General features: G+C 60.5%; 28 protein-coding genes and 1 pseudogene. 3 read left to right on the top strand and 26 right to left on the bottom strand.

Going from position 1 to position 23,421, the window contains the following annotated elements:
• Nucleotides 1-89: 89 nt before the first annotated feature.
• The 24 genes and pseudogenes from AACW18_RS19675 to AACW18_RS19555 all read right to left on the bottom strand — a co-directional run.
• Nucleotides 90-1,703, bottom strand: coding sequence for a hypothetical protein (locus AACW18_RS19675; protein WP_218389622.1), 1,614 nt, complete (start codon nt 1,701-1,703; stop codon nt 90-92).
• Nucleotides 1,700-2,248: a baseplate complex protein gene (locus AACW18_RS19670; RefSeq protein ID WP_218389621.1), complete on the bottom strand. Its 549-nt coding sequence runs from the start codon at nt 2,246-2,248 to the stop codon at nt 1,700-1,702. The genes AACW18_RS19675 and AACW18_RS19670 overlap by 4 nt, the downstream gene beginning before the upstream one ends.
• Nucleotides 2,245-3,138 (bottom strand): hypothetical protein, encoded by an 894-nt coding sequence (locus tag AACW18_RS19665; protein ID WP_218389620.1) that lies wholly within the window; start codon nt 3,136-3,138, stop codon nt 2,245-2,247. The genes AACW18_RS19670 and AACW18_RS19665 overlap by 4 nt, the downstream gene beginning before the upstream one ends.
• A complete protein-coding gene (locus AACW18_RS19660; protein WP_256351955.1) occupies nt 3,135-3,560 on the bottom strand; it encodes a tail fiber assembly protein in 426 nt (141 codons plus the stop codon). The genes AACW18_RS19665 and AACW18_RS19660 overlap by 4 nt, the downstream gene beginning before the upstream one ends.
• Nucleotides 3,560-5,638 (bottom strand): phage tail-collar fiber domain-containing protein, encoded by a 2,079-nt coding sequence (locus AACW18_RS19655; protein WP_218389619.1) that lies wholly within the window; start codon nt 5,636-5,638, stop codon nt 3,560-3,562. The genes AACW18_RS19660 and AACW18_RS19655 overlap by 1 nt, the downstream gene beginning before the upstream one ends.
• A complete protein-coding gene (locus AACW18_RS19650) occupies nt 5,635-6,222 on the bottom strand; it encodes a phage tail protein (protein WP_218389618.1) in 588 nt (195 codons plus the stop codon). Before AACW18_RS19650 ends, AACW18_RS19655 begins: the two co-directional genes overlap by 4 nt.
• Nucleotides 6,215-7,402, bottom strand: coding sequence for a baseplate J/gp47 family protein (locus AACW18_RS19645; RefSeq protein WP_218389617.1), 1,188 nt, complete (start codon nt 7,400-7,402; stop codon nt 6,215-6,217). The genes AACW18_RS19650 and AACW18_RS19645 overlap by 8 nt, the downstream gene beginning before the upstream one ends.
• Nucleotides 7,399-7,722 (bottom strand): DUF2590 family protein, encoded by a 324-nt coding sequence (locus AACW18_RS19640; RefSeq protein WP_218389616.1) that lies wholly within the window; start codon nt 7,720-7,722, stop codon nt 7,399-7,401. Before AACW18_RS19640 ends, AACW18_RS19645 begins: the two co-directional genes overlap by 4 nt.
• A complete protein-coding gene (locus AACW18_RS19635; RefSeq protein ID WP_218389615.1) occupies nt 7,722-9,638 on the bottom strand; it encodes a phage tail tape measure protein in 1,917 nt (638 codons plus the stop codon). Before AACW18_RS19635 ends, AACW18_RS19640 begins: the two co-directional genes overlap by 1 nt.
• 9 nt (nt 9,639-9,647) lie before the next feature.
• Nucleotides 9,648-9,791 carry a DUF6890 family protein gene (locus AACW18_RS19630; protein WP_167335821.1) on the bottom strand — a complete coding sequence of 48 codons (144 nt, stop codon included), beginning with the start codon at nt 9,789-9,791 and terminating at the stop codon, nt 9,648-9,650.
• A gap of 41 nt (nt 9,792-9,832) precedes the next feature.
• Entirely contained in the window at nt 9,833-10,093 is a 261-nt protein-coding gene (locus AACW18_RS19625; protein WP_218389614.1) for a putative phage tail assembly chaperone, read from the bottom strand.
• The gene (gene lysC / locus AACW18_RS19615; RefSeq protein WP_256351954.1) at nt 10,090-10,662 is read right to left on the bottom strand and encodes an Rz1-like lysis system protein LysC; all 573 of its coding nucleotides are present in this window, start codon (nt 10,660-10,662) and stop codon (nt 10,090-10,092) included. Before lysC ends, AACW18_RS19625 begins: the two co-directional genes overlap by 4 nt.
• On the bottom strand, nt 10,659-11,120 hold the full coding sequence (locus tag AACW18_RS19610; protein ID WP_218389613.1) for a glycoside hydrolase family 24 protein: 462 nt from the start codon (nt 11,118-11,120) through the stop codon (nt 10,659-10,661). Before AACW18_RS19610 ends, lysC begins: the two co-directional genes overlap by 4 nt.
• Nucleotides 11,107-11,433 (bottom strand): phage holin, lambda family, encoded by a 327-nt coding sequence (locus AACW18_RS19605; protein WP_096117854.1) that lies wholly within the window; start codon nt 11,431-11,433, stop codon nt 11,107-11,109. The genes AACW18_RS19610 and AACW18_RS19605 overlap by 14 nt, the downstream gene beginning before the upstream one ends.
• Nucleotides 11,434-11,458: 25 nt before the next feature.
• A complete protein-coding gene (locus AACW18_RS19600) occupies nt 11,459-11,668 on the bottom strand; it encodes a TraR/DksA family transcriptional regulator (protein ID WP_042654649.1) in 210 nt (69 codons plus the stop codon).
• A gap of 3 nt (nt 11,669-11,671) precedes the next feature.
• Nucleotides 11,672-12,127, bottom strand: coding sequence for a phage protein (locus AACW18_RS19595; RefSeq protein ID WP_042654650.1), 456 nt, complete (start codon nt 12,125-12,127; stop codon nt 11,672-11,674).
• 3 nt (nt 12,128-12,130) lie between these two features.
• The gene (locus AACW18_RS19590; RefSeq protein WP_218389612.1) at nt 12,131-13,255 is read right to left on the bottom strand and encodes a DUF2586 domain-containing protein; all 1,125 of its coding nucleotides are present in this window, start codon (nt 13,253-13,255) and stop codon (nt 12,131-12,133) included.
• Nucleotides 13,256-13,259: 4 nt separating this feature from the next.
• Nucleotides 13,260-13,946 carry a phage virion morphogenesis protein gene (locus AACW18_RS19585; protein WP_218389611.1) on the bottom strand — a complete coding sequence of 229 codons (687 nt, stop codon included), beginning with the start codon at nt 13,944-13,946 and terminating at the stop codon, nt 13,260-13,262.
• Nucleotides 13,943-14,455, bottom strand: coding sequence for a phage tail protein (locus AACW18_RS19580; protein WP_218389610.1), 513 nt, complete (start codon nt 14,453-14,455; stop codon nt 13,943-13,945). Before AACW18_RS19580 ends, AACW18_RS19585 begins: the two co-directional genes overlap by 4 nt.
• Before the next feature lie 8 nt (nt 14,456-14,463).
• Entirely contained in the window at nt 14,464-14,925 is a 462-nt protein-coding gene (locus AACW18_RS19575) for a head completion/stabilization protein (RefSeq protein WP_218389609.1), read from the bottom strand.
• Between the two features lie 170 nt (nt 14,926-15,095).
• On the bottom strand, nt 15,096-15,824 hold the full coding sequence (locus tag AACW18_RS19570; RefSeq protein ID WP_218389608.1) for a phage terminase small subunit: 729 nt from the start codon (nt 15,822-15,824) through the stop codon (nt 15,096-15,098).
• A gap of 3 nt (nt 15,825-15,827) precedes the next feature.
• Complete coding sequence (locus AACW18_RS19565) at nt 15,828-16,880, bottom strand: phage major capsid protein, P2 family (RefSeq protein WP_218389607.1); 1,053 nt, start codon at nt 16,878-16,880, stop codon at nt 15,828-15,830.
• A gap of 9 nt (nt 16,881-16,889) precedes the next feature.
• Nucleotides 16,890-17,567, bottom strand: coding sequence for a GPO family capsid scaffolding protein (locus AACW18_RS19560; protein WP_256351953.1), 678 nt, complete (start codon nt 17,565-17,567; stop codon nt 16,890-16,892).
• 37 nt (nt 17,568-17,604) lie between these two features.
• A pseudogene (locus tag AACW18_RS19555) lies at nt 17,605-17,733 on the bottom strand (GPO family capsid scaffolding protein); the annotation flags it as partial.
• 177 nt (nt 17,734-17,910) lie between these two features.
• On the opposite strand from AACW18_RS19555, the gene AACW18_RS19550 reads away from it, so the two are divergent.
• The 3 genes from AACW18_RS19550 to AACW18_RS19540 all read left to right on the top strand — a co-directional run bounded on the left by AACW18_RS19550 (nt 17,911) and on the right by AACW18_RS19540 (nt 21,061).
• Nucleotides 17,911-19,731: a terminase large subunit domain-containing protein gene (locus AACW18_RS19550; RefSeq protein WP_218389606.1), complete on the top strand. Its 1,821-nt coding sequence runs from the start codon at nt 17,911-17,913 to the stop codon at nt 19,729-19,731.
• Nucleotides 19,728-20,744 carry a phage portal protein gene (locus AACW18_RS19545; protein ID WP_218389605.1) on the top strand — a complete coding sequence of 339 codons (1,017 nt, stop codon included), beginning with the start codon at nt 19,728-19,730 and terminating at the stop codon, nt 20,742-20,744. Before AACW18_RS19550 ends, AACW18_RS19545 begins: the two co-directional genes overlap by 4 nt.
• A gap of 65 nt (nt 20,745-20,809) precedes the next feature.
• Nucleotides 20,810-21,061: an ogr/Delta-like zinc finger family protein gene (locus AACW18_RS19540; RefSeq protein WP_218389647.1), complete on the top strand. Its 252-nt coding sequence runs from the start codon at nt 20,810-20,812 to the stop codon at nt 21,059-21,061.
• A gap of 179 nt (nt 21,062-21,240) precedes the next feature.
• On the opposite strand, the gene AACW18_RS19535 is transcribed toward AACW18_RS19540, so the two are convergent.
• Nucleotides 21,241-21,906: an RloB family protein gene (locus tag AACW18_RS19535; protein ID WP_218389604.1), complete on the bottom strand. Its 666-nt coding sequence runs from the start codon at nt 21,904-21,906 to the stop codon at nt 21,241-21,243.
• On the bottom strand, nt 21,899-23,179 hold the full coding sequence (locus AACW18_RS19530) for an AAA family ATPase (RefSeq protein WP_218389603.1): 1,281 nt from the start codon (nt 23,177-23,179) through the stop codon (nt 21,899-21,901). Before AACW18_RS19530 ends, AACW18_RS19535 begins: the two co-directional genes overlap by 8 nt.
• Nucleotides 23,180-23,421: the final 242 nt, after the last annotated feature.

Genomic DNA, 23,421 nt, shown 5'->3' with positions numbered 1-23,421 from the left:
TCATGCGGCGCCCTTCCCTGGCCATGCTCAGGCGCTGTCAGGCAGATAGAAGAAGGCCCCACATTGTGGGGCCTTCTTCGCTTGGTGGGTTACTCGAGGATGGGGGAGAGCTGGCTGGCGAGCTGCTTGGCCTGCTGGCCTTGTCCCGTCATGGCCTGGCTGTTGCCGGGGGCTGGCCCGCTGCCGTGGGTATGGCTGGCGGTGGCTGCGGCCAGCTGCTCCACCACGTTCATCAGCTGCAACAGTAGCCGGAAGATGTTCACGCTGTCCGTGCCCATCCATGAGCGGGGGGCCTCCAGGTGCTGCAACTCACCGGCAACGGCCCGGCGCAGTTGTCCCACCACCTCGACCAGATCTCCCGCGGTGGTCTGGCTCATGTTGCCGAGACTCCCCAGGGCCAAGTCATCGCCGGCCAATAGTTCGATGGCGCCCAGCGCCTCGATGAGCTTGAACCCACCCACCTCCTCGATGCTGTGTTGTGCCACCTGCAGCTGATGCTGGCCATGTTCCCCCAGGTAGTCGTCACTCTGATGGTGCATCTGCAGGGCTTGGTCGTGCAGGCGCCGGTCGGTGTGGCGGCTCAGGTTGCCCACGGTATCGGTGCGGCTGAACACCTCGGCCCGTTGCTGCTGCAGTTGCTCGCCCGGGGCGATGTCTGGCAGCGACCAGCCGCTGCCGAGCACGGTGCGGATAAAGGGCCGGTCGGCTCGACCGAAGGCAAACCCCAGCTCGACGATGGTCCCCTCGATGGGGAACTGCAGCAGCCCTTGTTCCTGCCCGCCGAACAGCACCGGTAACGGGACCGCCCGATACAGCGGGGCGGCCTTGTCCGGCTGGCCATCTTCCCCCAGCAGTTGCACATCCACCGCATAGCGAGGGCGAAACGGGTCATTGAGCTGGCCGGCGTTGGCCTGATCGCTCACCGCTTCGACCCGCCCGAACTTGGGCAGGTGCATGCTGTCGGCCAGCTCTGGGAACTCCCCCTCAATCTTGCGCCGCTCTGGCGACTTGATGGCCTTGCCCGGGGTGGCTGTGGTCAGGGTCATCTCGTCGCCCTTGAGCCGCACCCGCATCACCCGCTTGCCGTTGATGATGGCCCCGGGGCGGATGGCCGGCACCGGCGACAGAGTGAGGGTGTCGCCTGCCTGGCGACTCGACCAGGCGGGATCGAGCGTCACCTCTTTGCCGGCCCAGCGACTGTGAGCATGGCTGCCCACGTAGATAGCGCCATCAGGTTGCTGGTACCAGATAAAGTCCGGCACCTCAAAGGCGCGGCCGGCGTTGTTGATCAGCTGATAGCCGGTGCCGGCGCTGGTGAAGTTGGGGATAGGTCGGTCGGTGTAATCGGTGCCCTGGGGCAGCAGGAAGGTGAGCCCGCATCGATCGGTTAGCCAGGCCAGCAGGCCACGCAGGGTGGCATGCTGCTGGCTGACCGGCAGACGAGAGCCCAAGGCCCCGGCCAGCTCGCGGCACAGCAGCTTGCTGGCGCCATTGGCGGCGGGTTGCACGTCGTACACGTAGCCGGTGAACCAGCGGCGCAGGTCGCCGTTGTAGCCGGTGTCCAGGGTGAAGGTCTGCCCCTTGCTGGCCGTTCCTTCAATGGTCAGGGCGGCGCGGCCGCCGGCGTTGATGTCCAGCACCAGGTCGTGGTCTACCAGGTGCAGCGATTGGCCTGCGAGGGTCAGTGACGTCGAGAGTTTCATGCCAGCATGTCATCCATCGGTTTGAGTACATAGCGCTCGAAGCCGCTCAGGTCCTGCTCGCCGCTGCCATCAGTCTTTGAACCTGGCTTGGCGGCGCTGGTGTTGGCGGTGCCCTGGCCCACGGTCGGGGCCTTCTTCGGCAAGCGCTGCTCGCGCTTCTCCGGTACCGAGTTGAACTCCTTCAAGGTGAACTGCACCTGCCAGGCCAGCAGCCCCTCCTGTTCGTTCGCGCTGATGCGGCCGGCAAACTTCGCCTGGCGTACCTTCACCGACTTGGCCAACAGCGACCCAACCCGGTAGATGTGGCGCTTGCCGCCGTTGCCCTTGGCATCAGCCAGCTCAAACAGCCGGCTTAACATGCGCTCCTCCTTGAACGGGATGAGGCCGGAGATGTCGAGCTCCTTGCCCTTGGCGCCCTGTTCAGCGCTGCTAGTCGAGCTGGTCTGGCCGCTCTGGTCCTTGTCCTGAAACTGCATCGATGCGGAGATCCGCATCGACTCCATGATGATGGGCTCGCCATCCAGTGTCAGCATGGCTTGGCTCATGGGGTTAACTCCTGCCAGAAGGTGAGCGGGGAAGGGGAGAGCAGCAGGGCGCCGACCGTCATGCTCATGCTGTGGTCGGGGGGCGTGCTCTGCCCGAGCTGGGTGGCGAGGCTTGCCGCATCTCCCTGGCCCTGCCAGTACCAGAGCGTGCCGGACAGCGTGCCGGACAGCGTGCCAAGTTCGGCCAGGGCGGTGGCCAGGGCATCGAGGTGGGCGGCGCGGCGCACGGCGAGCCCCTGCAACTTGTCGATGGGATTCTGGCTATCCCGGGCCAGGCTCTCCAGTTGCGCCAGCTCAGCGCCAAGTGCCGCCCGGGCAGGGCGCAGCGGTGCCCAGCAAAGGGGCTCCCCGGCGCGCCAGCGCGGCACCCTGGCGGCGGTGGGCTGGTGCATGGCGTCGTTACTGGCCGTGAGGCGGCGCAGAGTGGCGCACCACTCCGGCAGCGGCAGCAGGGCGCAGAGGGGCGCCAACTGCCGGGCCAGGTCCTCGGCGCTGTTACCGGTCACCAGCCAGGCGAGGGCATGCTGTTGCCCGCTGGGCAGCCGTGGGTCGGCGCCATCCTGCAGCTTGGCGGCCAAGGTGGCCACCGCATTGGGGGCGGAGAGATGATACTGCTTGCCCTGCAGTTGACCCACCCCATGCTGATAGGGGGTAACGGTGAGGCAATGGCCATTCACCAGCAACCGGTCGAGCTCGGCCCGCAGAGTGGCCAAGTCCCCGGCCGCCTCGCTAAGCGGGTGGCGCCGATATTGGGCGCGTGCGGCCAGCCCCTGCAGTCGGCCCATGGCGCTCGCCTGATTCGCCGGGAGCTGCTCCAGCACCTCCCGGGTGCGGGTGTGTACGCTGCCGGCACTGGCTGGCCAGCGCAGCACCCCCTGGGCCCAACTCATTGGGGCATCTCCGGCCAGGTGACCGAGGTTGGCCAACCCTCGCTTTGCGGCAGGCGCATCAGGGCGATGCGATAGCGTTGCAGGGCTTCCAGCTTGTCCAGCTCTTGCGGGGTGGCCAGCTCCAGCTCTTTGGCGTCCTGCAGGGGCGCGATGTGCAGGGCGGCCTCGGCCTGCAGGGCATCGAGCTTGCGCTGCTGCTCGGCTTCGCTCGGGAGGTACTCGGGCTGGGCCTGTGTGCGGATCTCGCCGAACTCGCCAAACATGGCGCGCACATAGAGCTCGCGCCCGTGTTCAGCCGAGTCGTCCTTACGGGCGGTAAAGGTGACGAACTGCCCGGGCAGGTGGTCAAAGGCCACCTCCATGTCCAGGGCATCCGGTTGGCCGATGTAGGCGATGACGTTTTTGGCGGTGATGATCTCCATCAGGCAATCCTTATCCAGAGTGTGATGCGGGAATCGAAGGGACCGCCCGAACCAAGGGAATAGCCGAGACATTTCCAGGTGCCTGGTAGGCTGACCCCGTCCTGGTGCCGTTCCCCTGCCGATGCCGGGATCAGGCTGGACCCCGGGACCGTGGCACCTAAGCCCATGGTGGTGCCGGATACGTTGGAGGCAAGGATGTAGGTGCCGACCTGCCCCCAACCACCGGCGACAATGTCAGAGTTGCCTTGGGCGGCCGTGTGGTTATGGGAGTTGTGTGGCGGATTGAGCGGACTGTAGACTCGCTGGCCAAATTCATGCACCCCGCCCGCCGCATAGAGGTTTCCACCCGTATCAATTTGCAATCGAGTTGCCGTACTGCCACCTGCCCCGTTTGACGTGTCGATACGGAAATTGCCATCGGTTGCGAGGTATGTGATGACCGCTTGTTTTCCGGGAATGAGGTATTCCGTCACTGCGTAGTTTGGGTCTGAGATGCTCAGACGCCCGCTGACGCTCCAGGCGCTCACTCCTTGGTTGAGCCACTGACGAAACGCGGTCTGACTACTGCAATAGCGCAGGTAGTTATCAACGCCACTATCGACGCGAAAAGCCACGGCGCCGGTGATGCGTTGTTCATCGACCAGACTGGTGCGCGGGGTTCGGATTTGAATGTCCCCCGACCCATCACGCAGGGCGTAGGTGTCGGCCGTGGCATCGTAATTAGCGGCCTTGTTGGATAGCTTGCCAAGGCCCACATCGTCCGCGCTCGGCTTGTTCTGGGTGTTGTAGTCTCTGGCCCAGGGGGTAAATGCCCCCATGTGGTACTGGGCGCGGATATAGACCCGGCTGGTGTTGTAGACGTGGTAACGCTGCTGCACCCCGGCGCCGATGGTCACGGTGAGGGCGCCGGAGCTCGGCTCGGGGTAATTGAGTGCAGCGGCCACATTGGCATCTGAGTCCTGGCGATAAACACCAGGAGTGATGACGGTATTCAGGTCTTCCTTGGCCAGCGAGATGGGGTGGGTCAGGGTGCCCGGATGGGTGTGGTTGGCCGCCGCCAGGTCCGGTTTGCCTGTCACCTCGGCATAGCTGGGCCAGCGGCTGGCGGTGGCCGGCACCTGGTCGAGCTCACCCCAGGGGTGGCGATGGCTGCCGTCCTTAATCTCCACCGCGATAGTGACACCCTGAGCATCTTCCAGAATGCCCTTGCCGGCCACATCCCCGGTCAGCTCGATGGTGCGCTTGCGGCGCAGGTCGGTGACGCTGCCGTCGGCATTGACGATGGCCACCTTGGCCACATGGTGTTGATGGCCGTTGGCGTCCAGGTAGTCGGTGAGCTCCGGCACGCTCAAGCTAAGGGTGAAGTGGTTCACCCAGGCATCGAGCAGCGAGCCCGCCCGGTAGATATCGAGCCAGAGCCCCACCGGCTTGGCGCCCGGGGTCACCTTCTTGACCTCGTTGAGCTCTGCGCGCAGGCCACCCACATAGGCCACCCCGGGCTGCACCTTGTAGACCCCCGATTCGTTGACCAGGTGAAAGCCGTTGCCGTAGAAGGTGGCCGGACCGAAGAACTGCAGCGCCTGCAGGCGCAGGTCGTCGTCCATCCCGCGCAGGCGCGCGGCATAGTCAATCTGCCAGGTGCCGGCGTCCACATGAGTGGCGGTGGCATCGGGTGCCCGGTCGTACTCCATCAGCATGGATTTGACCAGGCTGTTGCCGGTCTGACCGGTGGTGTCATTGGTCTTGAGCTTGGTCTCCAACCCCTTGTGCACAATCATCCCCACCACGCCGGTGGCCTTGTTGATGAGGTACATGGCGTTAAAGCTGAAATCGCCGAGCGTGGTGTCCATCACGATGGTGTAGGCCACTGCGTCGTTGTTGATGCGCCCGCGCTGGTCCACGGCGTGGCGATGCACAATCTGGTCCGCCGGCGGCAGGCCGCTGTCCGGGTTGATGGGGGCCTCGGGATCGAGGTCCGGCACATTGGCCAGCACGAACTCATCGAGCACCACCGGCGTCTGGTTAGTCAGGCACTCCTGCCAGTAGCGGGAGAAAGCGTTGGTAATGATCTGGCTCATGCTGTCCTCTTGAGTGATGCGCCGAACACCTGCTGGCTCATCTCGATGCGGCCGGTGCGCAGGGTGCCGGTGACCGGGTAAACCACCTGGAAGCGATAGCGGCGGCAGGTGCGGCCATAGTGTTGAATAAGGGTTTCCATCAGTTGCTGGTTGCCGGCGATCGCGCCATCGGTCACCTCGATGGTGATGACGTCCCAGGGCGCCCCGGCCTGGCGTTCGTGGATGTCACACCAGCCAATGTCTAGGCGCTCAAAGATGCGCTTGAAGCCGGCTACCTCGCCGGCATCTCGGGCGTTGATGAAGGCGAACCTGACCCGCTTGCGAAACAGCGCCAGCGGTTCGCCGTTGAATCGCTCGATGTCCCGCTCCCAGGCGAGCAGGGAGAGCAGGGACTCCGAGCAGGTCAACGGGTCTTGCTGGGCCAGCGGCAGCAGTAGCCACCCTTTGAGGTGTTGCCAGAAAGCGTTGATGCCCTTGGCCAGAAACCCCGGCTCGGCATGGGCCGGGCTGATGGTGTAACCGTCCTCCCACCAGGGGGCGCTGGCATCGGGCAGGGTGGGGGCCTGCAGGTCGTGTTTAGTCATGCAGGGTCACCGCCAGCTTGCTCAGGCGCGGGATGGCCAGCCCCGACAGGATGTCACTCTCGCTAAAGTGCAGGCTCTGCAGCTGCGGGAACTGGCTGTGCAGCTCACGGCCCAACTGCGAGAGCGAGAAGCGCGAGCGCGGCCAGGTGCGGGTGACGCTCGGGAAGTCAGCCGATTGGCGAAACGCTGCCTTCACCAGGTTCTCGGCGCCAGTCTTGAGCGCGGCTTTCTGCTCGTCGGTAAGGTTGGCTTGTGGCCACAGCTCCAGGGTGAGGCTGTGCTGGGTCTCGGGCATGGCCATCACGAACAGGTCATCCCCGTGGCCATGGTTGCCCTGGCGGCCCACGTAGTCGTTGAGCTGGGCGATAAGGCTGGCCGGCGTCGCACCCACCTCCAGCAGGATGTAAGCGTTGGCGGTACCCGGACCCCGGGGGGCCTCGTGCTCGAAGACGATGTGATCGGCACGAATGCCCGCCACGCTGGCCAGCATGGAGCGGTAAATCGCGTCGATGTGGTAGCGGCCCACCGCCGAGAACTGGTTCTGGATACGCAGGCCCAGGGCATCGTTGTGCTCGGCATCTGCGCCCTGGGTGGTGATCCACTCCTTGTCATCGTTGCGGGCCGACAGGATGCCGGTCACCGGTTCGCTGAGCAGGTTGTAATAGCCCGGCGCCAGATTCCAGGCCGCGCCGGCGTGCTCGGCCTCGCACACCACCCTGGCGACCGCTTCGCCGGCGGGGCTGACCACCGCCTGCAGGGGTTTGAGGCGGTAGATGGTGCCGTTGATGCGCTCGGTGGTGACCCAGATATCGGCCGGGATGGTGACGGCCTCGCTCGGGTTGGCCTTGACGAAGTTGACCTGGCCCCGGGTCTTCTGGGCGCTCTTGCGGGTCAAGTCCACATCCCAGGCCTTGAGATCGAGATAGGCATCGTTGGCGGTGGCTGCGAAGGTGTTGGGCAGCACATGGCCGGCCAGCAGGGTGCGGATAAGCCAGAGCGCCGGGGTGATGACCACCCCGCGCACCAGCCGCCAGAACGGGCTCACGTCGCTGTCATTGGTGATAAGGGAGCCGGCGGCCACCACCTCCTTTTTGAGCTCGGCCTCCATGGCCTGCTCGGTGGTCGGGACGCCGGTCTCGGCCAGCAGGGCCATAAAGTCTACGGTTGGGCGCAGGTTCACAGGGTTACCTCCAGTTCGCCGAATTCATAGGTGCGAGCGGTGACCAGCACCCGGTCTGGGGCCTCTTCACTGATGAGGATGGTGCCAGGCACCAGCCGCTCGTCGTCTTCTACCAGCAGTTCAATCTCGGTCATCACGTCGCTGCGCAGGGTAGGGCTGCGCTCGCCGATGAGCTTGCGGGCCAGCCCCGACTCCATGATGCGGTGCTTGATGTCCTGACCGATGCTGTGGCGGTCCTGGGTGTAGCGAGGCTGGCCGCCGGCATCGAGTTGCCAGGCACCGTTGACGACCAGGAGATCGATGTACTTGGGTTCATTCATCACTTGGTCTCCAGCCAGACGTTCTCGGCCATCTGCTCTGGGGTCATCGGGTTCTGGTTGGTGATGTGCACCTCGCCGACGTGCAGGGACTTGGCCGGCTTCTGGTTGGTAGAGGTCGCGGCCGCGTTGGCCTGGATCAGCTGCTGGCCAATGCCACCGGATGGCACCTTGCTCTGGTCTTGCTGGCGGTAGCGGGCGAGGGGCGCGCTGACCGTCTCCTGTTGTCGCTCTTGCGCTGGCACATTCATCACCCCGGGCATGACCGGCACATTCAGTGACGGCATGCTTGGCATGGCGAGATCCGGCATGCTGCCGAGCTCGATGTTGACGCCCGGGATCATGTTGAGCTTGTCAATCAACCAGTCCACGGCCTTGCCAAGCAACTGGAAGGGGCTGAGGTTGGCAAGCAGCTGCATAAAGTTGGCCCAGCCGGCGGCCGCCCCATCGGTCATCGCCTGGATGGCGTCGAACACGCCCCAGTCTGCCAGGGTCTTTTTCAGGTCGTCCCAGTAGTAGATGACCGCCGCGACGGTGCCGATCAGCAGCACAATGCCGGCAACGAGCAGGCCGACAGGGTTGGCGTACATGGCAATGTTGACGGCCAACAGGATGGCGCGAAAGGCAACCAGCCCAGCTTTGAGCAGGTTGAGCGGCGCCATGATGACGGTCCAGGCGATGCCGAGCCCCAGGGTGGCCAGCTTGGCGAGCCCGGCAACCAGCATCCACACCCCGGTGACCATACTCAGCCCGACGATGGCGAGTAGGGTATAGCTCACCACCTTGGTCAGGTTTGGGAAGAGGTGGGTCCAGCGCAGCACATCATTGGCGCCATCGGCAAAGACACCGACCACCGCATTGATGGCAGGCAGTACCACCCCGAAGGCGGCGGCACGGATGGCGAACCATCCCTGTGTCACACGTTCCCACTGGTCGGTCATGGAGGCGGCCATCTGCTCGGCCTTGCCCATGCCGTGGGTGTTGGCTAGGGCGTTGATGTTGGTGGCCAGCCCCTTGGTGTTGGTCATCAGCAGCTTGATCATGGCGACCGCCTCATCCGAGCCGAACGCCTTCTTGAGCTCGTCCCCCTCGGCCACGCTCATGGTCTCGCCGTAACGCATCTTGAGCTTATCCAGGATGGTCAGCACTGGCAGCATGTTGCCTGCCGAGTCGGTGAACTGCATGCCGAGCGCCTTCTGGGCACCACCGACACCAGCCAGGAACGACTTGAACTTGGTACCGGCCTCGCCGCCACTCATGGTGGCCTGCAGTTGACCGATCACGGCGAACTGCTCATCCATCGAGACGCCCGCGGCGGTGGCGTTGGCCCCGATCGCCCCAAAGGCATCGGCCATGCCCTGGCCGGTGGTCTTGAACAACTGCACCGCCAGCGCCGTCTTGCCGGCCACATCCTCGACCCAGTTGGCCTTGCCCATCTGCTTGGCCTGCTGCTCGAAGATGCCGTACATGGTACCCATGTAGTTGGTGATGGTGGCGGTGTCGGCCTTGGTGGCTTTGGCGAGCGTGGTGGATGCACGGGTGAAGGCGGGCAGTTCGTTGCCTTCCAGCCCGGCGATTGCAGATTGGATATCGTAGGAGGAGCGCACGATCTCGGTGGCCGACTCACCATACTGGATGGAGAGTTTGAGCGCCTCGCGACCGAGCGCCCCGAGCACATCCTTTTGCACATCGAGGGAGGCCACTTCCGCCAGCGCCCGATCCATTTCGATGGCGGGGCCCAGAGCCCCCTGGATCGCCATGACGCCGCCGGCGACGGTGGTCGCCCCCATGGCCATGCTGCTCCAGCCCTGGCGGCCAGCCTTGCTGACCTTGTCCATCTGGGCATTGATGCCGGCAAGGGGCTTGGTGACCTGGTCAACCAAGGCCACCTGCATCATCAATTTTTCCATCCAGGCCATAGGGGTCTCTTATCCGTTCAGTGCTTTGGCGATACCCTCGGCCACGGCGATGGCGTTGGAGTCTCGGTGATACTTGTCTAACCAGGTAGCGCGAGCCAGGCTCTCAATGTCGTCATCCTCATGGGGCAGGTAGTAGCGTCGCAGCGCCAGCACCTGCTCCAGTTGGTTGCGCTCGATAGCCTCGGCACGCGCGGTCAGTTTTTTACGGTGATTTCCAGATCAGGGGCGAACTCTTTGTTGATGGCGCCCGCCAGCTGCAGCGCGGCACTGGGACGCTTGAGCAGGTCATCGAGCGCCTCTTTGCTCTCGGTGCAGACGATCTTCTTGAGGTAGTTGTGAGCTGGCGCCACCTTGTCGTTGGGCATCATGTCGTTGATGAAGCTGTTGTAGGCGGTCATGGTCGGTTCAAAGCTGATGTCGGTACCGGCGATGGTCAGGGTGATCTTCTTGCTCATGGGGTGGTTTCCTCTTGGGTTATCCAGTCGTTCAGGGTGTTGAGTTGGGTCTGGCAGCGGCGCAGCGCCGTCTGCAGGGTGGGGATAAACCTCACGGCGTCGCCGTAGGTGGTCCCCGTAAAGTCAGGCTCCGGGCAGTTGGGCACCAGCCCCGGCGGTGGTAGCCGCTTCACTACTTGGGTTTTCACCACTGTGGTGGGCTGGCTTGAGCAGGCGCAGAGCGCCAGCAGGCAAAGGCTCGCGAGCGCAGTCCGGGCGGCCTGTCGGCGGCCTGTCGGCGGCGTGGCCAAGGCTTCTTGCAGTTCATCGGCGGTCTTCCTGTTCTGGTTGTCGAGCTCGGCCAAGGCGGCGTTCTGGTCGCTAAGCAGCAGGCGCAAGCCCTTTGCCTGCAATAGCAGTTCCTGGAATGCGGTCGCTTGCTGGCTATTGGCCACCTGCAGGGTGTTGATAGTTTCGTTGGCGGTGGCCAGTTCCTTGGTGCGCTGCGTGAGCCGTTCGCCTTGGGTAAACAGAATGGTGCCAAGTACAAACCCGATGATGGTCGGCAGTAACCGGATGAGCGTGCTCATGCCAGCACCCCGCCGAACTCGGTGAACTTGGCCAGCAGGTCAGCCAGCTTGTGCTCACGCTGGCCATAACCTGCGCCCGGCAGGCTGGCCCAGATGTTGGCGCACTTGGCGATCGCCTGGGGGATGCGACCATCGATCACATCGGCCAGCGCTTTGCGCTCGCGGATCAACTGGATTGCCCAGGCATCTTGTGACTCAGGGCCAAAGTCCGGCAGGCCGAGCTGGTCACGGTAGTGGGGCCAGTGTTTCGACAGGTGCTGATAGCGGCCGGCAGCCGTGCTGACCAGGCGTGGGTTCACCTGCACCTTGACGTTGGGGTGGGTGCGGTAGTCGGTGAACAAACCCGCCGGGTTGACCAGCTTGTTGTAACCGTCATCGCCGAGCCCTTTGGTACCCTCGGAAAAGGCGAGCATGTCGAGAAAGGCGGCCACTTGCGGGTGGCATTTACTGCGCGGCATTGCTGTCCTCCTTCTTACGCAGTATCAGAGCCGCACGGTCGCGGATGATGTCGATCCCAAGCAGTCCCACCATGCCACCCAGTAACGGGGTGGCCTCCTGGGGGATCCCGAGCAAGTGGGTCCCGGTGGCGGCCGCCAGGGTGATGAGGCCACACAACAGGGATTCGATCAGCCGGCGGCGACCCCGCCCACCGGCATAGGTGATGCGCAGGAAGGCGATGGCAAGTGCCAGCAGTGCCCCATAGACAGCAGGCCAGTTGTCCATCAGCCAGGCCAGCAGGGCGGCCCAGAGGGTGGGGTCTTTGTTTGGCATAGGGTTCATATCCCGTTCTCGATGCTTATTGGCCGCGACGCTCTGCGCGGCTCTGGCAGGGCACACACTTGCGCACCCCTGGTACTCGCTGGCGGCGTTCCTCCGGGATCGGGTCATCGCACGCTTCACAAAGGTGCAAGCTCTCGCCCTGGTAGTGGCTGCGGCCAAGCTGGCTATCCAGCTGGGCCGCCAGCATCCGCTCGGCGTGTTGGGTGGCACGGTCGATCAGATCCATCGGTTAGCCCTTGAGGTGACGGGTGTCGTCATCCGACAGGTACGGCATGCCGTTGATGTGCACGAAGTCCGGGGAGGTGACGAACCCCTTGATTTTGTGCACTCCCTTGCTGCCGCCTTTGGGATCGATGTCGAGCAGGTCAGAGATCACCAGCTTCACGCCAAAGGCTTCCACCTTCATGGTCTCGTCGCCGGTGTCGGCGTAGAACAGCACATCGTCTGGCTTCATGCCGCGCCAGCTGCCCTGACGCTTGGCGCTCTCACACAGCATCTTGAAGTTCTTGGCATCGAGCTCGAACTCCAGCTCTGCGGCCACATCCCCATCGATATAGCCATCAGGGATGCCACGGGTTTGCGCCACGGCGCTGTTGTCAGTGATTGAGAGGCTGGCCTTCTCGATGTGCACCATGGTGCCCATCAGGGTGGTGTCGAAGGACTGGCCTGAAATACGGCGGGTCATGGGTTAGCCCTCCCCGTTGTTGAGGCTCAAATCGAGCATGATGTTGACGGTGATCCCCTTGGGGCAGTCCACGGTGCGCACCACCACATAGATGGAGACCAGGTTCTTGGCGGTCCACTGGATGCGGATGTCGCCATCCTTGGGGGAGGCGATGTCACCCGGGAACGGTTGGCCGTTGATGGTGATGGCGCTGGCCATCTGGCGCAGGTCCTTGCCGAAGAACATGACGGCGGCCTCGGTGCTGCCCGGGGTGGAGTTGAACGAGCGATCGCCGATGCGGGCGATGGCGCGCAGGCGCATCCGGCGGGCGACCTTGTAAGCAACACGCAGGTTTTCGATCACCTGGTAGTCGCCGCCCTCGACGTCCAGGGTGCGGCCATCGGCCCAATAGGTGCCGTCAAAGTCCGGGTACCACATCGGCACCGAGTAACGGTTGGCTTCCAGGGTCTGCAGGGTGGCCAGCGGCAGTTCGGTGCCGTCCTTGTCCTTCGGGGTAGCCCCAAGGCCGACCACAGCGCCAGTTTTCACCCGGCAAGGGCTGTCTGCGATGCTCACTGCCCGGTTGCACAGGCGGCCGGCGTAAGCCCCGATGAGGTTGGGCCACAGCTGCGGGATCAGGGAGACTGATTCCGCCGCGATGCCATCCTGCAGGGCAGCCAGTTCTGCCTCGTATTCGCTCCAGTCCTGACCACCCTCGGCGGTGGAGACGATACCCGGTACCGCCAGCAGCATGGCTTGCCAGCGTCCCCACTTGGCGATCAGCTCCTGGTTGAGGGCGTGGGCGGCATTGATCTTCGCCTTGTCCCACTCCTGCCCCAGGACCACGCAGCCCTCGAAGGATTGGGTCTTCTGGGCCTCGCGCACCGCCTCTTTCCAGTCCATATCGGTCGGCAGCACGAAGGCTGCAGCCGTCCAGTTCTGGCCGGCGTTGGCCATGGCGGCCTGCAGGTTGGTTTTCAGCTCGCTGTCAGCCTCGCCCAGCACCTTGTCAAAATCAGACTGGGTGTTGAGCGAGAGCAGCTTATTGGTGTTGGTCGGCGCACTGCCGATGAACAGCAGGTGGCGCTCGACTTCCGTCACAGGCCCCTGCATCTGGTTCAAGTTGTTGATCTGTACATAAGGCCACATGGCGTTATTTCCCCTTCATGCCTTGCTTGTTGACGTCCCAGCCGTAGTTGATGCTCTGCAGCGCGCGGGCAAAGGCCTGCTCGCGCTGCCGGGTGTTGGCGCCCAGGAATGGGCGGGCTGGTAGCTGGATCTCCCAGCTCTCTTTCACCGGTTCATCCTTGAGTTTCTTGATCACCAACCCCGCCTGGGCATAGTTGAGGTTGCCCGTTATCCAGCCCAGTGAGGCCGAACGGTATGCCCGCTTGCGCTTGCCCGGGCGCTTGAACCCCAGTTCCCGCAATTTGCGGGCTTGTGCCTTGCTGGCCTGCTTGTTCTTGCCGCCGTCGCTGGGGGCAATCCGGCGCCGGCTGGCTGCCGTTACCTTGTAGGTGTGCCCCTTCTGGTGGGTGTTGGCGATAACCCCGGCGTGGGCGCTCATGGTGCCCTTGGTGAACCCCAGCTCTGCCACGTCCTGACGAGGCTCGCGGATCTGCAACAGCTTGGGCAGGCCACGCAACATCTTGCGTTTTCCCCGCTTGCGCGGTGCCCACGGCTGGCCGTTGGGGTCTTGTTGTTGGCGCACGTTACGGGCGGCCAGCTTCTTCATCTCGTTGGCTGCTCGCCATACCAGGCGCTTGCGCTGCTTGGGCGGCAGGGCCAGCAGGTTGAGCTGGTCTTTGCTGCGGCGAGTGTCCAGGGTGATGGTGATCATGACGGGTCACCGACCTGGTGATGGCCGGTATCACCCACGTTCAGGTTGATATGGTCGGCCACCCAGATGTCATAGGGGGCCACGTTCCAGCGCTTGCCGTCCCAGTTGATGGGGCCCTGCTCGTGTTCAACCAGGCGCAGCGGCTCAGTGAAGGGGAGCTGGATCTCAAGGTCAGCCGTCCTCTCATCGTTCGGGGTGACGGCGTACTCGGGATCGCTCAGCTCGAACCGCTCGCGGAATTCGTCATGCTCCTGCACCCAGGCGGCGACAGCGGCCAACACGATGGCCGGATCCAGCTCGCGAAACGGCAACTGCTCGATGGTGAACACCGCCTGATAGGTGAGCCATGCCACATCCACTCCGGTGGGACCCATGTTCTTGGGCTCCAGCCGGATGGTGCCGTTCTCCATCCAGCTATCGAGCGTCTTGTGGCACTTGGCCGGCAGCACCCGCAGCAGCTCGGCGTGGAGCGCCTGCAGGAAATAGCCCTGGGCCTGTTGCTCGTTCATGTCACTGTTCATATCAGCGAGACCCCCGCTCTGTGCTTGCCCTTGATGCTGCGCACTAGTTGCTGACTCTCGGCCAGCAGGTGGGCGCGTTGGTCTGGCGAACGCTCACCCTGGTTGTTGGCGGTCGCCCGCTCGGTGACGCTGGCGAACTCGGGTAGCAGCGCGGACTTGGCACGGGCAAAGACAGCGGCCAGATACTGCTCGGTCAGGGCATTGCTGCCCCCTTCCAGGCTGGGCCCGTGTACCTCGGCGGCGCTGGTGTAGCCCTTGCCCTGCAGCGTGGCCTGATGGCTCGCAAGCTGCAGGTTGATTTCAGCGACGGCGGCCAGCAGGGCAGCGCCAGTGGTCTGGGTATCCAGATCGGCAGGCACGGCGCGGCGGCGCTCGAAGTCAGCGACGGCCACATCCGGCCAGAACCCGTCATTGCGGATGATGGCGGCGCTGTAGTCGATGTCCTTGCCTGCAAACATGTCTGGACCCCTGTTGATGCTTGCCAATGTGAACACCACTGCCCCGGTTGCTCGGGTCGCCGATGGCGCGGCGATAAAAGATGCACCCCTGTAGCCACGGATCACAGGATTCGGCTTTGGCCTTGCGGCTGGCCTATCCTCCCCGCCGGGGTGCGGTGGCGCGGAGAGTCTTATTGCTCCGGATTGAGCGCCCGCAGGCGCATGGCAATCTTTTGGCGCAAGGTGCCGACGCCCACCTTGCCGTGCAGCTTGTCGGCCTGGGCCAGCCAGTGATCGGCTTGCTCCAGGGTGGCGCTGTCACCCACGGCGCTCGGGCGAGGTTGGCCGTCGTGGTCACGCAGCAGCAGGCAACCGGCCGCCTTGAACCACTTGGCGGTCAACCGCTCGTTGAGGCGCCAGTCATTGCGCACCTTGTCGAACACCCGGGAGAACCAGGGCTCGACGGCATGGCCCTCGACCGCCTGCTTCTCGGCCCACTCCAGCACGGTGTCGGCCACAAAGTGGGCCCAGTCGCGCTTGATGTTGTTCGGGGTGCGCTGCCCCTGAGCAATGGCGAGCTCCGCCCAGGCAATGCCTGCATCAAAATCCCCGACGTCAAAGGCCCAGATGATGAGGCGCTGAAACAGCTCGTTCTGGTAGGGCTGGCCAGACTCACTGACGGCGGCCAGATAGCGCTCCACATAGGGGCGGTATTTGGGCATCAGCTCATCGCGTTTCATGTTCACCCGGTCCCCGATACGGGCCAGCTTGCGCAGCCGGACGATGTCCTGTTCCAGGGCAACCAGTTGCAGGTGCAGGCTGTCCGCCACTGCGCCGGTGGCCATGCCGGAGCTGGCGGTTTGCGCGGCCCCTTGCATGGCTTGGACGCGCTGCTTGTGACGTTGACCGGGTGAGCTCATGGCTTAGGCCTCCGGTGCTGCCGGTGCGGCGCCGATCTCGATGTCGGCCTCTTCAAAGCCGCCATAGGCCAGGTGCTCGCCCAGGGCATAGCCTTCCATCCGCCAGTACTGGTTATCGAAGCACTTGCGATCCTGGTTATCCTCGGCCTTGCGGTTGCGCGTACCGCGCTGGGTGTAGCAGTGCAGGTTGTCCAGGGTGGTGACCACCATCCGCCTGCCCGGGAAGAAGGGCGGGATGTAGGCCTTGCGCCCGGCGATGGACTCGGCCAGCTTCTGGGCGGCGATCTGCTCGCTCGGCTTGGTGGCTTCGCTGTAGAGCTTGGCTTGGGCCGCCGCCACCAGTTCGGTACCGACCAGCACTACCAAGCGCGGGTCTTGGCGGAACAGGGGATCGATGGTGGTGTTGATAAGATCGGAGGCCATCTCGTCCAGGGTCTTGTAATCGCCCTTGCCGTCCGGGTCGAAGTGGATTTTCTTGCCGGCCCCGGCCTTGATGATCTGGCTGCCGCCGTTCCACTCGCGGGCGATCTGATGCCAACCCTTGTTGACGTCTTCACCCAGCGGATGAGCCTCGGGGTCGGTAGTCTCTTCGGCAGAAACGCCATTCCAGCCGACCCGCAGGATGTCGAGGGCGAATGCCGTGTTGATGAACTCACCGACCAGGCGGATGAACTCGCCCTCGCTGCCGGCGTTGGCCCAGACGCACAGGGTCGCCCAGTCGAGCGAGGCACACGAATCGGTCTCGGTCAGCTCGTAGGTGTTGCCATCCACGCCGACCTTGCCGTTGAAGCGGCCATTTTTCTTGCGGCCGGTGAACAGCTTGCCGATGCCGACTTGCACCACCTGGCCCTTGATCTGATCCACATCCATACAAGTGATGAGGTTCAGGAACTCGACAGAGGCGAGCAGGCCCGCGCGCAGGCCGGTTTCCACCGGGCCACTGATGACGCTGAACTGTTTGTCCAGCACGTTAACGGGGATGCCATAGGTCTTGGCCAGGGCAGCGCTGTATTTTTCGAGGCGCTGACGGGCCTGGACGGTTAGGGTCTGACTCACTGTCGCTCCTTAATATGCGGTGTGGGTATCGTCACCGCCGAGCGCGCCCGGGCGCTGGCCCGGCACTTCAACGGAGAACTGGTCGATCTTGGCGGTCAGTTCTGAGAGCTGGGTTTGCAGCTGGTTGAACTGCTCGGTGGTGACGCCGGGCTTGTCTTCTTTTACCGGGTCGATGACCGGGGCCGGTTCGGTCTCCGGTTTGGTTTCCAGCTTGGCGCTGAAGGCATCGATCTTGGTGCCAAGGCCGGTCAGGGCCCCCAGCATCTGATCGAACTGTTCTGGTTTCATTTCCTCATCCTCGGATTGGCTGGGGGTGGGTTGTGGTTCGTGCTCGCCATGGCTGGACAGCAGGCTGAACAGCTTTGAGAGCAGGCTGTCGGGCTTCTCGTGCTTGGGCAGCTTGAACATGGAGAGATCCAGCGGTTCGCTCGTGCCGAGGGTTTGGCCCTTGCTGCTCTTGCTGAACTTGAGATGGGTGGTGCCGGTGCTGGCTGGCTGGTCGGTGACGCCCAGGCCAATCAAGTAGGTTCGGCCCAGATCGGCGAACTGCTCGAACGGTTCGATGGAGCAGAACTGGTACTGGCCGCTCTGGTTCCAGTAAACGAGATCCCGATTTGGGCAGAGGACGGCGAACAGTTTGAGCTTGCCGTCTACCTCTTCGGTCTTTGAGGGCCTGCACGGTGCCATAGCTGGACCAGCGATCATGCTCCGGCCAGATGACGGCGGTGTAATAGGTCGGGTCGTAGGTCTCGGCCATGTCGACCAGCCAGTCGCGGGTGATGTCTCGGCCGTCCACCGCTTTGCCTTCGGTAGCGATACAGACAAAGCCAGTTCTCAAGGTTGATTCGTTCATGCCTGCTCCCAATTGATACGGGCTCAGGCTATCGGGTCGGGAAGGGGTATTCATCCGGTTGTGTTCGGGGGGGATTCGGATCCAGCTGGATATCCGAATTGCTCAGAACATCAGTGGGATAAGCGGGGGGAGAGGGCTGGCTATGATGGCGCCATCATTCATATTGATGGAGGCGCCGTGGCGTATCCCGAAGAGATCCGCAATGCCGCGCGGGGGCTCTACCTTAAGCGATGGACCCCCCAGGAGATCAAGGACGAACTGGGGCTGAACTCCTGCCGCATTGTCTACTACTGGGCCGAAAAGCTTGGCTGGCGGGAGCTGCTTACTGATGAAGCGGTAGAGGATGCCATTGCCCGCCGCCTGCACTCCCTGTTGGGGCGTGAGAAAAAAACCAGCGCCGAGATGGACGAGATCGACCGGCTGGTCTGCCACCATGTCAGCCTGAAAGAGAAGGCCCTCAAGTGGGCCGAGCGGCAGCAGGCGCTCACCACCCGCCGCGAGAGTGGTGATGAACCAGCCACTGAGCGGCCGCGCCGTGGCCGGGGTGGCCAGGATAGTGGCAGCAGCAAGGGCAAGGGCGGCAAGAAGGGCAAGAACGAGGTCGGTCACCTGACTGAGGCAGACTTTGCCGAGTGGCTGGGTACCCTGTTTGGCTACCAGCTGCGCTGCCGGGAGGCCAAGAACGACCCGGCCTTGCCGCGTACCCGCAATATCCTCAAGTCCCGCCAGATAGGCATGACCTACTACTTCGCCGGCGAGGCGCTGGAAGATGCGGTGCTGACAGGTGGCAACCAAATATTCCTGTCCGCCACCCGAGCCCAGGCGGAGGTGTTCCGCTCTTATATCTGCAAGATTGCCCAGACCTTCCTTGGGCTAACCCTGACCGGTAATCCCATCGTCTTGTCGAACGGGGCCGAGCTGCACTTCTGCTCGACCAACTCCAACAGCGCCCAGTCCCGCTCCGGCAACGTCTACATCGACGAATATTTCTGGATCCCCAACTTCGAGAAGCTCTCGGACGTGGCCAGCGCCATGGCGACTCAGACCCGCTGGCGCAAGACCTACTTCTCGACACCTTCGAGCAAGGTGCATGATGCATACCGGTTCTGGACCGGGGATCGCTGGAAGGGGCAGCGCCCGAGCCGGGTTGCGATCGATTTCCCTGGTGAAGATGAGATGCGCAATGGCGGCCGGGTCTGCCCCGATCGGCAGTGGCGCTATGTCATCACCATCGAGGACGCCATCCGGCTGGGATGCAACCTCATCGACATCGAGGAGCTCAAAGACGAATACCCGGAGGAGGTGTTCGATCGCCTCTACCTATGCCGTTTTATCGACGATGCCCTGTCGGTGTTCAAGTTCCAGGACATGGAGCGGGCAGGGGTGGACCCGACCCGCTGGGAGGACTACAAGCCAGGGCGGCCCGATCCGTTCGGGCGGCGGGAGGTGTGGATGGGCTACGACCCGAGCCGCACTCGTGATAACGCCACCCTGGTGGTAGTCGCCCCGCCTACCGTTGCCGGCGAGCGGTTCCGGGTGCTGGAAAAGCACTACTGGCGCGGGCTCAACTTCCAGTACCAGGCGCAGGAGATCGAGCGCATCGCCAAGAAGTTTCGGGTCACGTATCTGGGGGTCGATGTGTCTGGCATCGGCTCCGGGGTCTATGACCTGCTCAAGCCCGTGTTCAAAGGGGTGTGCCACCCCATCAACTACAGCATCGAGAGCAAGTCGCGGCTGGTACTCAAGATGATCGACGTGGTGGAGGCCAACCGCATCGAGTGGGACAGCTCGGATCGGGATATTCCGCTGGCGTTCCTCGCCATCAAGCGCAGTACCACCGGTGGCGGCCAGATGACGTTCCGCGCTGCCCGCGACAACGTGACCGGACACGCCGATGTGTTCTTTGCCATCGCTCACGCCGTGGCCAATGAGCCGCTAGATACCAACCGCAAACGTAAATCCACCTGGACAACCAGCGAAGTTAAGAAGGCAGCATGACCAAACAACGCAAACAGCCATCGGCCCAGGTGGCCACCTCATCCAGCCGCGGCGCCGTGGCGTTCAGTATGCCGGAGGCCGTAGATTCCACCGCCTGGATGACCGACTACACCGGGGTCTTCTACAACCCCTACGGCGAGTATTACCAGCCCCCCATCGAGCGCAAGGGGCTGGCCAAGGTGGCCCGGGCCAACGCCCACCACGGGGCCATCCTGATGGCGCGTCGCAACATGGTCGCCGGCCGCTTTACCAATCAGCGCGCCACCATCACGGCGTTCGTGCACAACTACCTGCAGTTCGGGGATGCGGGACTGCTTAAAATTCGCAATGGCTTTGGCCAGGTGGTGGGGCTGCACCCGCTCTCGAGCGTCTACCTGCGCCGGCGCGAAGATGGCTGCTTTGTCTACCTGCAGCAGGGCAAGCCGAGTCTGATATATCGGACTGAGGATGTCATCTGGCTGGCCCAGTACGACCCCGAGCAGCAGGTGTATGGCATGCCTGATTACCTGGGCGGCCTGCAGTCGGCCCTGCTCAATCAGGACGCCACCCTGTTTCGGCGCAAATACTTCCTCAACGGCGCCCACATGGGGTTCATCTTCTACGCCACCGACCCGAACATGGACGATGACACCGAAGCCGAGATGAAGGAGATGATCGCCAACAGCAAGGGGGTGGGTAACTTCCGCTCCATGTTCGTGAACATCCCCGACGGCAAGCCCGATGGCATCAAGTTGATCCCGGTGGGGGATATCGCGACCAAGGACGAGTTCGCTGCCATCAAGGGGATCACCGCCCAGGATGTATTGACTTCTCACCGCTTCCCAGCGGCGCTGGCCGGCATCATTCCGACCAATGGTGGGGGCGGGTTGGGCGATCCTGAGAAGTACGACGCCACCTATGCTAGGAATGAGGTGCTGCCGCTGTGCGAGCTCGTCCAGGATGCCATCAATAGTACCGACCTGCCCCGGGCCTTGTGGGTCGATTTTCGGGAAACGATAGGTTCAACTGTATAAAAAAACAGTTACATTGATGTAAGATGCAATCTATTGATTGTATTTTATATTTATTGGGAGGGGTGATGCGGGTTTATTGCAAAGTATGTGGCCAGAGGGGCCGCATTACCAAGACCAACCAGTTGAGCCCGGATGTATCCGATCTTTACTGCCAATGTACCGATGCAGAGTGTGGCCATTCCTGGGTGGCCTGTCTGTCGTTTGCTCACACCCTGAGCCCATCAGCCAAGACGGCGAACCAGCTGGTATTGAGTCTGGTTGGGTCGCTGACGCCAGAGGGGCGGCAGCTTGTATTACTAGGGCTGAACGCTCAGTAGCATTAATAACCTTGAATATTAAAGTGCTATGGCATGATTATAATAAAATATATATGAGTTGACTGTTCTATATGCAAAGGATGCTTGATAATGGTTCTCTTTCTTCACATCTGCACGTTTTACTCTATTTATATTTGATGGGATAGCACACTTGAGATGTGTGCTATCCCAACGATATTCTAGCTCTCGCGTATGCTTTTCGAGCCGGATATAAAGTTTTTCATGTCAATGAATAACTCATGCACATCTATATATGGGTTTAACTGACATGGGGCGCATTTCTTAGGATCTGCGCTCTGAAGCACCGAGGCCTTCAGTTTCGCTGAATTTGCAATCGCGTCAGGCACCTTGTCTTTTAACTTGTCAAATATAAAGGGAAGCCCTTTGTCATAGTCAGCTATCCCAACTTTCTTTAAATTCTCTTTCAGTTTGCTCTTCTGTAGTAGTTCATCGCAATTATCATATGATGCAGTTGTGTATCCAAAGTGAAGTAAAAACCAGTATTCAAAGCAAACATTTGAGAAAGCAACTTGAATATTATTGTCCTTTGCTTTCTGCTGCGCTTCTAAATGCAGTGAATCTGGGTATTTTGATTGTGATTCCCTATCATACACAACCCAAAATATATCATTGTTAGCCGTTGATTTTTTTGCGGCTATAGCCTCTTCAACGAGTTGAACCGGGGTGTTCTTCTTTGTATCTGCAACCACAATTACCCTCTTTTGTTCCGAGTGGAAGTGGTTAACATATGCTTTTATATAATATGGCTCGGTTTTCTCACCCTCACAATATATTCTGATTGCAGGCATTACCGACTTACTATTACCACCTCTTTGTTTAGGCATTTTTCAACACCTCTTTTATTTTACCTGTAATATCGGAATAATTTATTTGTGGTATCCCACCCAATTTCCCTTCGCTATACCATTTTGAGAATGGGCTGTTATCTTTAAGGGATGAGTCAAAGTCTTCTAGGCATATATATATAGTGCCATTTTGTATAGTTTTTTCTGTCAGATATATTTGATCTTTTCTTAAAAGTCCAGATGACATCAACGACAAATCATGTGTAGTGTAAATTAGCTGTGCATTATTGATATTTACTACTGGGTCGTTAAATATCCTGATTATTAACTCAGCAATATGCGGATGAAAACTACTTTCAATTTCGTCTACAAATAAAACCGAGCCATCTTTCAATACGTCGATAAAAGCGGGTAGAATTTTGAATAATCTATTCGTCCCACTTGATTCCATATCCTTTGTAAATTTAACTAGGCTTCCATCTTCCGACTCATGATAAAAGCATTCAGATTTTGAAAAATCATTGATGATGGCTTTCTTCACGTCATCAGGCATGTTTTCAGGAAATAAAGGAAAATTCTTTGGTAAATCTTTTTTTTCCATCTCGAATTTACTTATCCCAAAATCAGCCTTCTTAAGGAAATAATTAACAGCCTCCCTTGTGTGTGAGTTAAGTTCCCAATCAACGACGCTTATGGATTGTTTTGTTAAGAGCGTTTCTGTATTTTTTCTGAAATAGTTGAATATATCTCTAACAATTTCTGGTGAGTCTGGGGTGTTACCAGACTTGGACAAATAGCTATTGTTTTTGAAGAATGCAATCTGCCGTTTCCCTCCTTTATAAGCATCACCAAATTTCATACTTTTCCAGTCGTCAGAAGTCGACCTAGTAAATAAATTTGTTGGCCTAGCAGTTGAGAATACATCTAGTTTTTCAAATAGGATGCTGTCAGCGTCAAATGTTAAATAATATCTATATCTATTTTTATTTACGTAGAACTCTAGCTCAAACTCTGTTGGTTGGGAACGAGTTGTTTCTGACAATAAATATGGTTGATAATAATCAATAGCATCACCATCTTTCCAATCACAACTATTAATAATGATTGCTCGGAGAGTGTCAAATGCCAAGATCAGGTTTGTTTTACCTGATGCATTTGAGCCGTATACTGCTGCTGTTTTTAAAATGCCAAGGGATTCATCAATATAGGATATATTTCCAGCATGATGTCTGGTTTTCTTTTCAGCATATAAGCTGAAAAGTTGTTCACTCTTAATTGAGCGAAAGTTTTTGACTGTGAAATCAACTATCATGTCAGACCCTCATTCCGCTTTAACGTCAATTTTAGGCAAAAAAAGCAATTTTACCCAATTAAAACGGATTCTAGCACTGATCTGAAGCCGATGTGTAGGTGTTATAACCATCGGAATTTTGTATTCCATTCAAATCTCCGCTGACAGAAGGGTTAACATTTCCTAAGCGTTCTACTTGTGCAAGTGGAGTCAAACGCCGAACGGTGCACCCCTTGGGGAGGGTTGCTATACTGTGTATTTAT

The organism is Aeromonas sp. sia0103 (assembly GCF_963895295.1).
Classification (GTDB): domain Bacteria; phylum Pseudomonadota; class Gammaproteobacteria; order Enterobacterales; family Aeromonadaceae; genus Aeromonas; species Aeromonas encheleia.
This window is presented reverse-complemented; position numbering and strand designations above follow the sequence as displayed.